Raw genomic sequence first — 15,248 nt, forward strand, 5'->3', positions numbered from 1 at the left:
ATGATTTTTTACATTTTTATCTCAATGAATATGATCATTGAATAGTTATAAAGTTCTATAAAACATAAGCTTACAGTGTTGGTATGAAATCTGCTTAGTGTTCGCTATCAAGGTGATGATATGTATTTGCGACTAACCTTACGTATCAGCCTATTTTATTTCGAACTTCTTATAAAAGGAATTTAACCTATGTCTATTCGAATTGCGACCATTAGCCTAACAGTCGGTTTAGTATTAGGCGCGACTATTTTTGGTGCGTCATACACTGAAGCGGAATCGATATTTTCGTTATCGGATTCTGCAAAGACGAATGCAGAACTAGCACATACCCAACAAAAAATGACCCTAGACAGTCAATCACTACACCAATTAGTGGCGAATACCGGCGCGGGTCAATTAACCGTAAAAGGGGTTGAGGGACAAACACAAATTGAGGTCACTGCCGACATTTATACCGATAAAGACAGTGACGATGTTGAGATTGAATTAACCCTAAACAAGCAAGGCGATAATGCCATGTTTGTTGCCGATATTCAGTCTGACGGTTTTATGGAGCAATCTCCGTTTATTGATGTGTTAATCACGGTTCCGACTGGGTTAGCGTTAGATATTACCGACGGCTCTGGCTCGATTAAGATATCCGATGTAGCGGCTAATATTAAGCTTAAAGACGGTTCGGGTAGTATTGTGATGCAGAAGGTCGGTGCTGTGACCTTAGCTGATGGTTCTGGCTCGATTAACATGAAAGATGTCAATGGCGATGTAACATTACAAGACGGCTCTGGTTCTATTAGCATCTCACAAGTGGCCGGAGATATTGAGGTGAGCGATGGCTCTGGTTCGATTAATATCGATCAGGTTAATGGCAAAGTCACCATTAGTGATGGTTCTGGTGGCATTAATGTCAGTAACACGAAAGGGCTTGAGATTGTGAGCGCAGGCTCTGGCGGGGTCAATCATCAGCATATCGATGGACCGATTATCGTCAACTAGTCGTTTGGTGTTTCGCCTTAGATTGATTTGGCTAAACAACCAGCAAAAACTGCTTATCTTGCAGGTTTTGTTTTTATGGCCCAATGAATCATGGCATGATGCGGCATTGATTTGGCAAGGATAAACCACAATGGCAAAGAAGTATTATGTAGTTTGGGCTGGGCGAGAAACGGGTATTTTTACCAGTTGGGATGTGACTAAACGTTCTGTTGATAAGTTTCCTCAGGCTAAATACAAATCATTTGCTACAGAAGCTGAAGCAAAAGCGGCTTTTGCAAAGTCGCCCAATAGCAGTATTGGTCAATCTTCCGCTAAACCTTCGACGACTAAAATGGCAAGCACTAAGACAAAAGCGAGCACCAGCAGTACTGCGACCCAAGCGTCTAACCAAACGGTATTGTCGCAATTTGATGTAGTGATTTACACCGATGGCGGTTGTGAACCCAATCCGGGTAAAGCGGGCTCAGGGATTGCGGTATATCGTCAAGCAAAACTTGCCGAGCTATGGTATGGCTTATTCAACCCAAATGGCACCAACAATACTGCAGAGCTTAATGCGTTACATCAAGCCTTATTGATGGCTAAAGCAGCATTAGATGCAGGGCATAGTGTGCAGATTATGAGCGACTCGCAATATTCGATTAAGTGCATTAGCGAGTGGGCTTATGGTTGGAAGTCAAAAGGCTGGACTCGAAAAAGTGGTGAAATCGCTAACCTAGATATCATTAAACAAGCCCATGAACTTTATGATGCGATTAAAGATAAGTTAACTATTCAACATGTTGCAGCTCATATTGGTATTGAAGGTAATGAGCTAGCCGACAGGATGTCTATCTATGCAATTGATCAACAGCACACACCTTTTAGTCAATTTAAACCGCCATTGGATATCGGTAAAATATTAGCATTGCGTACAGGTTAATTTTACGTACCAAAAAGCCGGATTGCTCCGGCTTTTTATCTTTTTAAAGACGCTTAAATGAGAGTGGTTAATTCAATCTTTGCTTAATGCTGACACAACGTTGTTCTTGTTGACGAGTTTCAAGCAGGGCGCGTCTGGCCAGTTTTGATAAACCAGTTTCGCTGTTTAACACTTGGCTGATGGCGTCAATATTGGTTGTACTGCAATTGGTTGGAATTAATTGCGAGGCGAAGCTGCGCATAAACACCGGTCCTTTATCGTCCATGAGTTGTAAGTTTGCAAAGCGCTGTTCAGCTGTTGCAGCGTTTAGCAACTTTTGCTCTGCAGGGTATAGGTTATACATCGCGACACGAATTTTTGAAAATGCCATGCTGTCGTTATGTTCGATAGTATTTAACCACTGGCGCTTAAGCGATGATTGTGGACGGATAACTTCGGCGGCAATTGCGGCCTTTTCACCAGAGTCTGACTGATCTAGCTGTTTTTCTCGCATCAGTAACGCCTGGGCATCGCCATAATCATAACGGTTAAGCTGGCGGATCATCGTCCAGCGTAGGTCTTGGTCTATGCTTAAGCCTTTAATATGGCTCTTATTTTGTAATAGTGACTGAATATGCTCAAGTGCATCGCCATGGCTTGATAGGCTAATGTAGGCGTCGAACCACCGGCGTTGAAAGTCACGGTTACGGTAGCTTTCCATGCTCATTCGTAGGCTCATTTGGCTTAATGCTTTTGAAATTTTGCTGTTATAACTGCTATGCATGGGGGCCATTAAATCGAGGTAGTTTTTGGCTCGCTGCAAGTTATTAAGCACTTGGCCTAATATGGTGTAGTCTTTTTCTAGCGGTGCATTGATTAAGGCAATATTTAAGAATTGCTCCAATGATGCTTTACCGTCAACCACGCTGTCCCACATACTTTGCCATAACATTGAGCGCAACAATGGGTCGCTCACTTGGCTAAGCTGTTGTTTGGCGGTATTGAATGATTTTGGGTCTAATTCAACTTTCACAAACCCCCAATCATCGTAGTTTGGATACACTAAATCAGGACAAATCTCACCAACCAGTTCGTTAACTTCGGTATAAGCTCCTTTGTAAGTAACAGCAATTGCTTGCTGCTTATCGAGTCCGTATCGATGATGGTTGAATAAACCTATTTGCACACGCTGCTCGCGCAGTGTTGGGTGTTGGCTATCTTCAGCGGTTTGCACTAATGCAAATGAGTCTATTTGATTACCTTGGCAGGTGTATTGCGCCTTAATGGTGTTGACGCCTGCGGCATATAACCACTCTTGAGTCCACTGCGACAAATCGCGGCCACTGGCTTTGGCCAAACTATTGATAAAGTCATCAAGCTCGGCATTTTTATAACTGTATTGTTGTAAATATTGACTCACACCACGACGGAACGTTTCTTCGCCCAGTAAATGCCTGAGCTGCTTAATGGTCGATGCCCCTTTTTGATAGGTGATAGCGTCGATATTATCAAATGCATTTTGGCTAGTAGCCACTGGCACCTCAATTGGGTGAGTGGTGACTAAACTGTCTTGATGATAAGCCGCTTGCTTACCCGAGGCGTAAAACGTGCGCCATGCATGACTAAACTCAGTGGCTTCGCTGGTGGCTAGGGTTCCCATGAATGAGGCGAAACTTTCGTTTAACCATAAGCCATTCCACCATTTCATCGTGACTAAGTCACCAAACCATTGGTGGGCCATTTCATGCATGATAACTCCAGCTAAACGTTGCTTTTGCTCGGCAGTCATTTGGGCATTGAATAAGAAACGATCTTCTGAAAAGGTAATCGCAGCGGCGTTTTCCATGGCGCCATATAAAAAATCTGGCACTAACACTTGGTCATACTTTTTAAATGGATAGTCAATACCAAAGTAACGGTCAAAAAAGTCTAAACCTTGTTTAGTATAGGTAAACCAATCTTGTGGGGTGACTTGCTCGGCAACCGATTGGCGCGAGAATAAGCGCATAGGGTAGCGGCCAGAATCGTCTTGCCACATTTTATAAGGGCCTGCATGCATTGAGAAGTTATACGGGCTCAATTTCGGCGTAACAGGGAAGGTCCATAAGTTGGTTTCGCCTTGATCGACCACATTGGTTTCACGCATGGCGCTGATCACTTGCCAGTCTTTTGGGGCATGCACATTAATTTGGTAAGTGGCTTTTAAGTCGGGCTGGTCAAACACGGCAAACATTTGTTGCGCAGCAGCAGGCTCAAAGTGTGAGTACAAGTAAACTTTACTGTCTACTGGGTCAACAAAGCGATGTAAGCCTTCGCCGTTAGTACTGTGTTCGCGGCTAAATTCAACCGTAATGGTGTTGTTACCTTTAGCCAATAAACTTTGGTTAATGACGATATAAGCGCCGTTGTAATTAGGGTAAACCTTGGTGCCATTAATGATAAATTGTTTAATATTGGCTTTGTTAAGGTCAAGTGTCAGTGATTTAGGCACACTGCTGAGATCAAAGTTGACTGTCGACGTTGCACTGAATTGGCTATTTTCACTTAAAAAGAAAGTCAGGTCGTATTGTACATTTGCTACTACACTCGCGCGTGCTTGTGCTTGCTGTTGGCTAATATAAGGTGAGCCATCACGTTGTAACGTTGAGGTTGACACTGAGCTACTGCAACTCATAACGCTGGCACAACATAATGCAACAAAACTGGTTTTGATAACCTGTGGACTAAACAATTCAGTGGATAACAATTTCACGTTAGTGTTCCTAACTTATTATTGGGTGTATGAAAAAGCCGACATCAATGTCGGCTTTATTACTATGTGCTTGAATATTACAAGCCTAAGAATGACTTAGATTTAACCTTGCGGATTTCTTTTTCGTCAGACCATTCAATTAAACCGGTTTCAAGATCCATTAAACGCATGGTCATCTTATAGTACACATCTTTGGTGCTGCCATCTTGTTTAACGATGCTCGATAGGTTGCCGTAAAGCATGTACTGTGCGCCAATTTGACGGCCAAACTTAATGGCGGTTGTTGGGTCTACCATGCCGGCATTGTTTTGATAATCTAGCTGTTTACGTACGGTATCCACTTTAGTCATGTCGATAAAGCGGAATTTACCAGAACGGAGTAACTTGTTGCTAATCGTGTCGGTAACTGACTCAGTATCAATATGCTCTGAAGTTTTATTTTTGATTTTATCAACAAATATAATTGGACGATTGGTTTGTGTCATCACAACCACAGGCGGGAAAGTCATCATGCTGTCGACCATTTTGGCTGCAATGTCTTGCAGGTCAGTTGAGCCAAAGTTTTCGTTGACGGTTTCAACTTCAGTGGCGTCGCCGTATTCTACCTTAGATTGACAAGCGCTTAGCCCTATTACTGCAGCTAACACAAATATCAGTTTTAAATTTTTCATAATAAATTCCATTGGTGATGAGTGACAGTTGATAAGGGATTATCGTCTATCAGATGATTATCGAATAAAAACGGGTACGATTGCCAGTCTCTATTGCCCAAATTAATGTTGTGCGGTTTGGTTTTACTTCAATTGTTACATTTTGGCTGCTATTTAAACGGATGTCGTAATCACCAGCATCGATAAATTGTCGGGCGATTTGAGCTTGGCGCGGCAAGGTTAACCAGCTGCGACGATCTGCTTGTTCGCTTATTACGTTAAAAATTTGCATGACCATGGCTGCGGCATCAACTTGGTTGTTGGCGCGGCGGCTGTTGCTCTGCACGCTTTTATTGAGTTCGTATTTGGCATAAATACGTGCAGCTTGACGAAATAGTGCTGCGGGTAAGTCTTCTTTTAATGCATTAATGGCTAAGGCGTCGATATTGGCAATACTGTCGGCGGTAAGTGTTTGGCCTAAACCCCAAATTTGGCTCTGTTCGGCGAGTGGTATTTGCCTTTGATAAGTGGCTAATGAAGCGGTTTGCCAGTTACCATTTATAGAAAAAGGAACAGTAATACTCTGTTTTTCTGGTACAAAACTGCGTTCTACAATAAATACAACTTGGCCTTGGCCTGCTGTGGGCAACACAGCATCACCCCATCGCTTTGCAAATTCATCGTACTGCGGCATGGCTAATTGTTTGGCTAAACGAACTAAGTCTTGTTGTAAATAACGGTTGTCGGGAGTGATTTGAGCCGCTTTACGGTAATCGATAAAGGCATCATTAGGTTCGTTAGCCAGTTCGTGCAGTAAACCTGTTATGTAGTAACTGTATGCATTTAAAAACGAACTGGTTACGCTACCAGCGGCTTGGCCTAATTGCGCCATTTGGGCATCAATCGTACCATTAGCCATTGCCTGAACAGATTCTTGTGATTGCTGATAACGTGCTTGTTCCATACTTTGCAGTTCATTACTGCGGCGCACTTCCACTAAGGCCCCTTGCGCATCCCCACTAAATAAATAATTCAACGCCTGGTATTGGTGTAACATAATGCGCTCATAACCGGGGCCGCGATAGGGAATGGCATTGTCGTTGAGCAGTATGCTAGATGCTCCTGCGCCGAGCTTACTGGCACTAATAGTGGCTTTGTCGTCAAAGGCTTGGTATGCCGCTATTGCTTGTTGATAGTAGGTTTTGCTTCGTTCAAAATCACCTGCTACTTGCATAATGCGTCCCGTCTCTTGGGCGTAGAGTAAGCCGTCATTACCACTAATGTTGTCGGCTAACGCAGTAATGTTAGCCGTAGGTGAGTGACTGGCTAATTGCTGTTTATAAGGGGCAATTTGTGACGGATAATTAACGAATACGCTGTTGTAAGCACAGCCTGTTAAACCGACCATTAACAGTAGCGACAAACCAAGCGTTTTTAACATAGCATCGCCTCTGCCTGTGGCGCCATAAGCTTGACTCGTTCAAGTAAGGTGATGCCCTGAAGATGGTCATACTCATGCTGAAATATCCGTGCCACAAACCCCGTTAAGGTTTGTTGTTGAAACTCGCCATTAAGTGATTGGTACTGCACTTCAATTTGTTGGTGGCGCAAAATCGATAAGCGCTGCCCAGGAATCGATAAGCAGCCCTCTATCCCGGCCTCTGTAGCGGCAGATACGGACAAAATTTTGGGGTTAATCACCACTGTTGGCGCCATCGAAGGGGCGTCAGGGTATCGTTCATTTGGGTTCGAGGCCATTATAAACATGGCTGCTCGACTAAACACTTGTGTTGCAGCAATACCGACACCGTTAGCCTGTTGCATTGTGGATAACATATTATGGGCTAACGAGGCTAATATATCATCAAACACCGTCACAGGCTCCGCTGTCAGCGTGAGAATATCATCGCCTGTTGTGGCTATGGTGAGGTGTTGAGTCGATTGCATGTGCACCTGCTACGTTAAGAATAAAATGATGGTCAATATTGCAAATTCATCTGTTAACCAACCCTTATTGCAACAAAGCTAAGTAAGACTTAGTAGTGCGGAGGTGGCGTTTCTTCTGCTTGCGAAGCCATATTACTTGGCTCCATTGCCTGTAATTTATTAACCATTAATATCATTTGCTGTTGTTGCCTGGCAACTAAAGCATTGAGCTTTATCACTTCTTGGTTAAGTTCTTCAATAGTGATGTCTTGGAACGAAAGTTTCATTTCAAGATCGTCTATCTTCTGTAACACCTGCTCCATTTGGGCCTCTATTTGTCTCTGTTATTACTACCAATATTCAATTAACCCTTGGCTACTTATACTGACGACAGTGCCTTGGGGTGTCATTGCGGCAGAGTATACTACAGCGCCCCTGTTTTGGGAGTTTTTACTGAGTTGAACTTGCCAATGTCCCGTTTGTTTGCCTGAATTAACTTGCCATAAAAAGATCTCTTTTGACGGCGTGCCTGTGAGTAAGTGTGTATCGTTTTTGACAAAACGAGCTGCCGAAAAGTTCATTTGACGACGTTTTATATCGAGTTGGCTAAGCGAGTCGCCCGAGTTTGAGTTCCACAGGTATGCATTGCCGGTGATGTCACCTGCAAAACTTAAGCTACCGGTGTTGTTAATTAATACCTTGGTGATCCTTGAGTCCATTTGCCACTGCTGCATTGGCTGACCTGTTTGGCTATTCCACAATATGACTTTACCATCATTCCCTCCACTAAGAGCCGTTTCACCGTCGGCGGTAATTGATACGCTATTCACCTTTTCTTGATGACCTAAAAACTGAATTAAGCGATTTTTTTGTGGTGATAATGACATTACCGAACCATCAACAAGGCCCACTAATGTTTGGCCATTATTGGCGATAGCAACACTTTGCGCATAAGAAGGCAGAGACCACCAACCGACTGAGCTACCGTCATCTAAACGCCAAATCGCTAATGAGTCACTGCTCATCGTCGCGGCAAAGGTATTGTTAGCCGATATTGCTGTGTCAATGACGTTACTGGTGTTTTCTTGTTTACCTTGAAGCCATTGGTAAGAGATGCTCGGGCCGGTTAAATCCCAAACTTGCACACCATTGTTGGCTGTGCTGACGAGAGCAATTGTGCCATCGTCAGATAAGCTGGCACTGTAACTGGCATCTGTGGTGAGTACCATTATCTTATCGGCGGTTGGCTGACAAGCTGATAACAACGCCATACAAAGCAAAATTGACCAAAAAAACAGCATTGGAAGCCGTGTCATGAACTTGCCCCTTGAATTATTGTCGTAAACCCTGTGATATAAGGTCGACCCAATGGTATAACCCCATTAACTAGTATAAAGTGGCAAACGAACATGACCACTAAAACATCTCATAGATTGAATGTATTAGGTTATTGTAACCACTAAAGGATGCTGAGGAAGCTTTAATGAAATCTATTTACAAATTATCGTTAGTTGCATTAGCTGTTGTTGGATTGACTGCATGTAACCAAGAACAAGACGTAGCACAAAAGAAAGTCGAGCTAACAACAGACGCTCAAAAAGAAGCATACAGCGTGGGTGGTTCAATTGGTAAGTACATGTCTGGTCACATTAAAGAGCAAGAAGAATTAGGCTTTACTGTTGACCGTACCATGGTTATCAAAGGCTTTAGCGATGGTTTAGGCGAAGAAATGCAGTTGACCGAAGAAGAAATGCAAACTGTATTACAAAACCTAGATAAAAAATTAAACGACAAGCGTTTAGAGCAAGCTGAAGCATTAGCGGCTAAAGCGGTTGCTGAAGGCAAAAAATTCTTAGAAGAAAACAAAGCTAAAGAAGGTGTAACGACCACTGAGTCAGGCTTACAGTACGAAGTGCTTGAAGCGGGTGACGGTGAGAAGCCTGCGGCAGAAGACACTGTAGAAGTTCATTATCGCGGTACGTTAATTGACGGTACGGAGTTTGACAGTTCATACGCTCGTGGTGAAACCGCTAAGTTCCCACTAAATCGCGTTATTCCTGGCTGGACAGAAGGCGTACAGCTTATGCCTGTCGGTGCTAAGTATAAGTTTGTTATCCCTTCAGAGCTTGCATATGGTGAACGCGATACTGGGACGATCCCAGCTAATTCAACATTGGTTTTTGAAGTAGAACTCGTGTCTGTTGAAAAAGCCGCTGCAGCTGAAACTGAAACAAAATAATCAGCTAGCTTGATTTCGGTGTTAACGCCCGAAATACAGAGTGAATAGCAAAAAAGGACGCATCGCGTCCTTTTTTATTACTTATCCAGAGTTCAGATTACTTATTTGCAACTGTAGAGGCAGTTAAGCTCAGCGTTGTTAACGAAACTGACTGTAATCAATATCAACCAATTACAGCCACTTTAAGCGATAAAATAGATACATTTGCAATGCAATTAGGGCAATAAGACCACCACAGAATGCCGCAAATGCCCAGTTGGTTTCAGCACCTGGAATGCCGCCGATATTGACGCCCAGTAAGCCAGTTAAAAAACCAAGCGGTAAAAAGACTGCTGAGATTAATGATAAAAAATACAGTCTTTGGTTCACTTGTTCAGACTGTTGAGATTGCAATTCTTCTTGGGTCACACTGGCTCGGTCACGAATGGCATCTAAATCTTCAATGACGCGTATTAAGGTTTCATGAATTTCGCGCAAGCGTAGTTTATCGTTATCGTCAAATAGCTCGCTGGTTTCATGTAACATCCGCGAAAATGCTTCGCGTTGCGGTGCGAGGTAACGACGTAATACCACCGTTTGCCTGCGCAGTTCAGCAATGTCTGTACGTAGGCTTTTGTTTACTTGGGTGACAACGCGCTCTTCTAACTCATCGAGCTGTTCTTCTAGTTTACCAATAAATTCAACTTTTCGTTGGGTTAAGCGCTCACAGATGGCCATGATAAAGGCTGCAGTGTCGATTGGCCCCTTACCTTGAGTAATCGCATCGGCAATATCGACAACCGATTGCAATTGACGTTCGCAGGTCGATACGATTTTATGCTCTTCAGCATATATGCGTATTGCGACCATATCTTCAGGATCTGAATTCGGGTTTAAGTTGACTCCGCGCAGCGCTAACAGCACCCCCTTACTTGAGTTAACCACTCGTGGGCGAGTGTCTGTGGCCAACAAAGTATCTGTTTCAACACGATCGAGACCTGAATTAAGGATCCATTTACGGGCTTTAGGTTCACGGTAGCGAAGGTGAAGCCACAGTAGGCCATCTTGTGGCTGCCACTGCGCAACTTGTTCTTCGGTAAGCGACTGGCCAGCATTTGGTCCAGTGAGTAGTAAGCTATAAATAAAACCAGTATTCATTGTTTATTATTCCAAGTGTTCGCTATGTCAGCAATTTGCGCTAATGTTGAGTGCTGAACTAAGTTTATAACGTTTATCGCTGATAAACCGTATAAAGCGATTATTTATAGACTAAAAATGTCAATTGGATTAGATAACAAGCAGCAGGTTTGAATTTCATCGGTTAAAATAGAACTAACGCTAATTACAGAGCAATATTATGGAATATCAATTTCGTCGCAACCGCCTAGAAGGGACGGTTTTTGCAGAGTTTAGTATGGATCATGAAGTACTTGGTCGCTGGTTTGCTGAAGAGCTTGGTGATGATAACAGCCGTGCTAACCATATCCTTACACAAATATTGTTAATCAAAAGCGGTAGCACCAATCACTGGCGGCATATCGGTGCCGACTTAACCATTGATATCGACACCGAGCAAGTGCGAGTTTTTGCCAACGTTATCGATTTTGAAGAAGAGCATGAATTAGATGATGCAATGAACTTGTATGACGCGGAGTCAGAGTCCTACTGCGGTTTAGAAGATTTTGAATCGGTATTGCAAAGTTGGTTAGCGTTTATTAATCAGAAATAATATTTACCCCACACTCAATTGGTGTGGGGCATCAAGTCATACTAAAACTAGCCTGTAAGCGTTATTGGTTTAAATAACGGACGGCCATTTCGGTACGCGACTTCGCATTGGCTTTACGCAGTAAGTTTTTAACGTGCACTTTTACGGTACCTTCACTGATGTGCAAGTCATCTGAAATCATTCGATTACTCTTGCCTTCCGCCAACTCTTGTAATATCTGTAGCTCACGTGGGGTGAGGTTTTCAATCCAGGTGTTATCATCGGTGGCATTTTTTAACTCGTAAAGATAGGCTTCAACTTCGTTGCTGATAACACGGTGCCCTAACATGGCTTTTTTAAGCTGTTCGAGTAATAAATCTGGCTCAGTGTCTTTGAGTAAATAGCCATCAGCACCTGCGCGCAGTAATCTAACGACATCTTGCTTAGCATCGGAAACGGTTAAAATTACTATTCTCGCGGTAACCCCTTCTTGGCGCATCGCATTCAGCGTGTCTAAGCCTGACATGCCTTTCATGTTCAAATCGAGAAGGATGATGTCTGGCTCGTCATCAGCTACAGCAGTGAGGGCTTCTAAACCTGTGCCAGTTTCACCAAAAAGTAAAAAATCGCTGTCTGAGGTGATCAGTTGGCAAATACCTCGGCGTAACAAGGGATGATCATCTACAACAAGTACGGAATACGGCTTACCCATTTAAAGGCTCCTGTTGAGGTGGAAAGCTAAGTGTAACGGTGGTGCCGCCATGCAGATTACTGTCAAATGTCACGACGCCATGTAATTTATTGGCTCGCTCATGCATGATGCCGATGCCAAAATGTTGATCGCGCTCTTGTAAATGTGACACACCAATACCGTCATCGCATATTGCTATCGTTATCATAGCACTATTTTTTAACTGGCAATCTACCACTATATGGGCAGGCTTAGCATGTTTGATTGCGTTAAGTGTTGCTTCGCGGATCAATTGTAAAATGTGAATATGTTGCTTAGCTTCTAATAAGTGTGCTGACAACTTGTAATTGAGTTTAATATCAACGTCGCTTTGCTGACGAAGCTGATCAAGCATGACTTCAATCGCTTGATTCAAATTGGGTTCTTTTATGGTTAATCTGAACGTGGATAATAACTCGCGTAATTGCACATAGGCAGTACTTACTCCTTCATTTATCTCCACTAACTGTCCGTCCACTTCAGGACTGCGACAGCTCTTATGTAGGCTTTTTTTGAGCAAACTGACCTGGATTTTTAAAAATGACAATAATTGGCCAATTGAATCATGCAGTTCCCGAGCAATCACTGCACGTTCTTCCATCAATGCCAGCTGTTGACGCTGCTCTGTGGCATTATGAATCGTAATAGAACGGGTGAGCATCATGGCAAAGTTTTCAAATAACTGCCGATTCAGTTGTTTATCGGAAATAACATCTAAGTAACCTAATTGAGTCTGTTCAATGATCAATGGGAATTGAACCGAGCTGATGTTGTTTTCTTCGGGCCAACCGTCTTCTGCTTTGATGACATCGTGAGAGTCATCTTCATGCTTAATAACGAGCCTGATAAAGTCTAAATCTTCATAATATTTCAATTGATTTATAGCAGATTGTAGCGCTTTGTAATCTAGTTTGTCAGCATGCAACATCACAAGGTTATCGTATAAAAACTTAAGTTCATTATTTGCTCGAGTTAATGCATGGGTTTTATCGTTAACTTGTCCTTCTAAATCTTCATATAAATCGGCCAATTCAGAGGCGGTTTTTTGTAATGCGTTACCCAGTGAGGTGAGCTCAATATAATCCGTTTTAGGCACCTTAACTTTAAAGTTACCTTTTGAAATGGTTGCTGCGCTGTCCATTAATAATTGCAGCGGTCTTACAACGCGTTTTCGGGTAAACACAACGGCCAGAACGGCTATAGCTAATAAAATCACTAATCCAATAATCTGAATAATAACCAATAACTTAAGTTTGAATGCCGCAAAAAGTTCCATTTTTAATACTAGCGTATCAATGGTATCAACAAAGTCTTTTAATGACGCCGAATACAGGCGAGCATTGCCCGCTTCGACATAGGCCCGCATGACTTGCCACTTATCAATGACGAGTAAATATTGCTCAGTTAATTCTTGTGGACTATACCAAGCTAATGTTCGTTTTAACGGTTCAGAATTAAGGGTGTTTTCAAACTCGATGATTTTTTCTTGAGCATTAATACTGCCAGCATTTGTAAATAACAGTAGGCGATAACTTTGCATGCGCATTGAACCTGAAGCATTAATGCCTTTGGCATCATCTAGGCTAAAGGTTAAGTTAACAATAGAAAACATCGCTAGGCTTGATGACAGTAGAATGAGAACTAGCATTAAGCCTAAAATGGTTGAGGTAAGACTGCCTCGTGTAAACATAAAGCCCTACTTTGCATGAAATTTATTAAAAAGATTAGGATAAGACAAAAGTATGGTTTCATCCCCTGTCCAATAGTGTGTTCTACATTAGGTGTACCTGCATTACATTAGCCAGTTAACGGAACTGTGAGATACATCCTGTTTACATGTTGATCTGGCGCAAACTTTCTTCGCTATACCCCATTGGAGGTATGTCTAAATTTCAGATTAATAGCTACTTTTGACCTTGGAGATGTCGTGGTTATTAAATTAAATATAATGTAACACGGAGATAAAGGGTGATGAAGATGAACGCAAAATCAATTGCACTCAGTGCCGTTATCGCTGCAAGCTTTATGGCTGCTGGCGCAATGGCGAGTGATAAAACTGAGCCTCGTAATGAGGTATATAAAGATAAATTCTCAAATCAATACAACAGCTGGCATGCAACAGCAGAAAGCGAAGAAGTTGTTGATATGCTGGAGCAAGTACCTAGCTTAGTCGTTTTGTGGGCTGGTTACGGTTTCGCAAAAGACTATAACGCACCGCGTGGCCATATGTATGCTGTTACAGACGTAACCAATACATTACGTACAGGCGCACCAAAGAATGCTGAAGACGGCCCAATGCCAATGGCATGTTGGAGCTGTAAAAGCCCTGATGTACCTCGTGTCATTGAAGAGCAAGGCGAAGATGGCTACTTCACAGGTAAATGGGCTAAAGGAGGCCCAGAAATCGTTAACGCACTTGGTTGTAGCGATTGTCACGTAAAAGGTTCACCAAAATTACGTATGTCTCGTCCATTCGCTGAACGTGCAATGACAACATTAAATAACCCATTTGATAAAGCTTCTCGTCAAGACAAGCAGTCTATGGTGTGTGCTCAATGTCACGTTGAATACTACTTCGAGAAAACAGAAGACCGTAAAGGCTTTGTTAAATTCCCTTGGGATATGGGTACTACCGTTGAACAAATGGAAGCGTACTACGACAGCATGGAGTTCTCTGACTGGACTCACGCAGTGTCTAAAACACCTATGCTAAAAGCACAACACCCAGGTTATGAAACTTGGCAGTTAGGTGTACACGGTCAAAACAATGTAAGTTGTGTTGATTGCCATATGCCTAAAGTGACTAATGACAAAGGCCGTAAATATACCGATCATAAAGTGGGTAATCCATTTGATCGCTTTGAAGAAACCTGTGCAACTTGTCATACTCAAAGCAAAGAGTTCTTGGTTGATTTAACGCATAAACGTAAAGCGAAGGTTCAAGAGCTTAAAGCTCGTGCTGAAGCGCAATTAGTGAAAGCTCACTTCGAAGCAAAAGCTGCTTGGGATGCGGGTGCAACTGAAGCTGAAATGAAGCCTATCCTTATGGATATTCGTCATTCACAATGGCGTTGGGACTATGCGACTGCATCACATGGTGTAACTGCTCATGCTCCTGATGAGGCATTACGTATTTTAGGTACTTCAGTTGATAAAGCTGCAGATGCTCGTGTTAAGTTAGCTCAGTTGTTAGCAACTAAAGGTGTTAAGCAACCAATCGCTTACCCAGACACATCAACTAAAGCTAAAGCGCAAGCAGCATTGGGCATGGATATGAAAACCATGAATGCTGAAAAAGCTGAATTCAAGAAAACACTGGTTCCTCAGTGGAAAGAAGAAGCTAAAAAGCGTGAAGCGACTTACTAAGTAA

The 15,248-nt window shown here is 42.7% G+C and carries 14 protein-coding genes; 5 read left to right on the forward strand and 9 right to left on the reverse strand.

All coding sequences use genetic code 11. The features are described from left to right. The first annotated feature begins 189 nt into the window (after window positions 1-189). Both PQR79_RS19615 and PQR79_RS19620 read left to right on the forward strand, forming a co-directional pair. Window positions 190-993, forward strand: a complete 804-nt coding sequence (locus tag PQR79_RS19615) for a DUF4097 family beta strand repeat-containing protein (RefSeq protein ID WP_238107665.1) — start codon at window positions 190-192, stop codon at window positions 991-993. Window positions 994-1,123: 130 nt separating this feature from the next. Continuing rightward, the gene (locus PQR79_RS19620; RefSeq protein ID WP_238107664.1) at window positions 1,124-1,915 is read left to right on the forward strand and encodes a ribonuclease H family protein; all 792 of its coding nucleotides are present in this window, start codon (window positions 1,124-1,126) and stop codon (window positions 1,913-1,915) included. Window positions 1,916-1,982: 67 nt separating this feature from the next. On the opposite strand, the gene pepN is transcribed toward PQR79_RS19620, so the two are convergent. The 6 genes from pepN to PQR79_RS19650 form a co-directional block, all read right to left on the reverse strand. Then, entirely contained in the window at window positions 1,983-4,568 is a 2,586-nt protein-coding gene (gene pepN / locus PQR79_RS19625; protein ID WP_238107710.1) for an aminopeptidase N, read from the reverse strand. A gap of 155 nt (window positions 4,569-4,723) precedes the next feature. Further along, window positions 4,724-5,317: a penicillin-binding protein activator LpoB gene (gene lpoB / locus PQR79_RS19630; RefSeq protein ID WP_238107663.1), complete on the reverse strand. Its 594-nt coding sequence runs from the start codon at window positions 5,315-5,317 to the stop codon at window positions 4,724-4,726. A gap of 49 nt (window positions 5,318-5,366) precedes the next feature. Beyond that, window positions 5,367-6,737: a COG3014 family protein gene (locus tag PQR79_RS19635; protein WP_238107662.1), complete on the reverse strand. Its 1,371-nt coding sequence runs from the start codon at window positions 6,735-6,737 to the stop codon at window positions 5,367-5,369. Beyond that, a complete protein-coding gene (gene def, locus PQR79_RS19640) occupies window positions 6,731-7,243 on the reverse strand; it encodes a peptide deformylase (RefSeq protein ID WP_238107661.1) in 513 nt (170 codons plus the stop codon). Before def ends, PQR79_RS19635 begins: the two co-directional genes overlap by 7 nt. A gap of 89 nt (window positions 7,244-7,332) precedes the next feature. Then, complete coding sequence (locus tag PQR79_RS19645; protein ID WP_238107660.1) at window positions 7,333-7,545, reverse strand: SlyX family protein; 213 nt, start codon at window positions 7,543-7,545, stop codon at window positions 7,333-7,335. Between the two features lie 27 nt (window positions 7,546-7,572). Then, entirely contained in the window at window positions 7,573-8,538 is a 966-nt protein-coding gene (locus PQR79_RS19650; RefSeq protein ID WP_238107659.1) for a WD40 repeat domain-containing protein, read from the reverse strand. Between the two features lie 167 nt (window positions 8,539-8,705). Between PQR79_RS19650 and fkpA the strand changes: the two genes are divergently transcribed. Beyond that, entirely contained in the window at window positions 8,706-9,461 is a 756-nt protein-coding gene (gene fkpA, locus PQR79_RS19655) for an FKBP-type peptidyl-prolyl cis-trans isomerase (protein WP_238107658.1), read from the forward strand. Between the two features lie 171 nt (window positions 9,462-9,632). On the opposite strand, the gene PQR79_RS19660 is transcribed toward fkpA, so the two are convergent. After that, complete coding sequence (locus tag PQR79_RS19660) at window positions 9,633-10,598, reverse strand: zinc transporter ZntB (RefSeq protein WP_238107657.1); 966 nt, start codon at window positions 10,596-10,598, stop codon at window positions 9,633-9,635. Between the two features lie 199 nt (window positions 10,599-10,797). Here PQR79_RS19660 and PQR79_RS19665 point away from each other — a divergent pair, with 199 nt between their 5' ends. Beyond that, the gene (locus PQR79_RS19665) at window positions 10,798-11,169 is read left to right on the forward strand and encodes a YacL family protein (RefSeq protein WP_238107656.1); all 372 of its coding nucleotides are present in this window, start codon (window positions 10,798-10,800) and stop codon (window positions 11,167-11,169) included. Between the two features lie 61 nt (window positions 11,170-11,230). Here the strand turns inward: PQR79_RS19665 and PQR79_RS19670 are convergent, their stop codons facing one another. Both PQR79_RS19670 and narQ read right to left on the reverse strand, forming a co-directional pair. Beyond that, the gene (locus PQR79_RS19670) at window positions 11,231-11,860 is read right to left on the reverse strand and encodes a response regulator (RefSeq protein WP_238107655.1); all 630 of its coding nucleotides are present in this window, start codon (window positions 11,858-11,860) and stop codon (window positions 11,231-11,233) included. Beyond that, a complete protein-coding gene (gene narQ, locus PQR79_RS19675) occupies window positions 11,853-13,568 on the reverse strand; it encodes a nitrate/nitrite two-component system sensor histidine kinase NarQ (protein WP_238107654.1) in 1,716 nt (571 codons plus the stop codon). Before narQ ends, PQR79_RS19670 begins: the two co-directional genes overlap by 8 nt. A gap of 281 nt (window positions 13,569-13,849) precedes the next feature. Between narQ and nrfA the strand changes: the two genes are divergently transcribed. Continuing rightward, window positions 13,850-15,244 (forward strand): ammonia-forming nitrite reductase cytochrome c552 subunit, encoded by a 1,395-nt coding sequence (gene nrfA, locus PQR79_RS19680; RefSeq protein WP_372940756.1) that lies wholly within the window; start codon window positions 13,850-13,852, stop codon window positions 15,242-15,244. Window positions 15,245-15,248 lie beyond the last annotated feature (4 nt).

This window comes from Shewanella metallivivens, from assembly GCF_028750675.1.
Lineage (GTDB): Bacteria > Pseudomonadota > Gammaproteobacteria > Enterobacterales > Shewanellaceae > Shewanella > Shewanella metallivivens.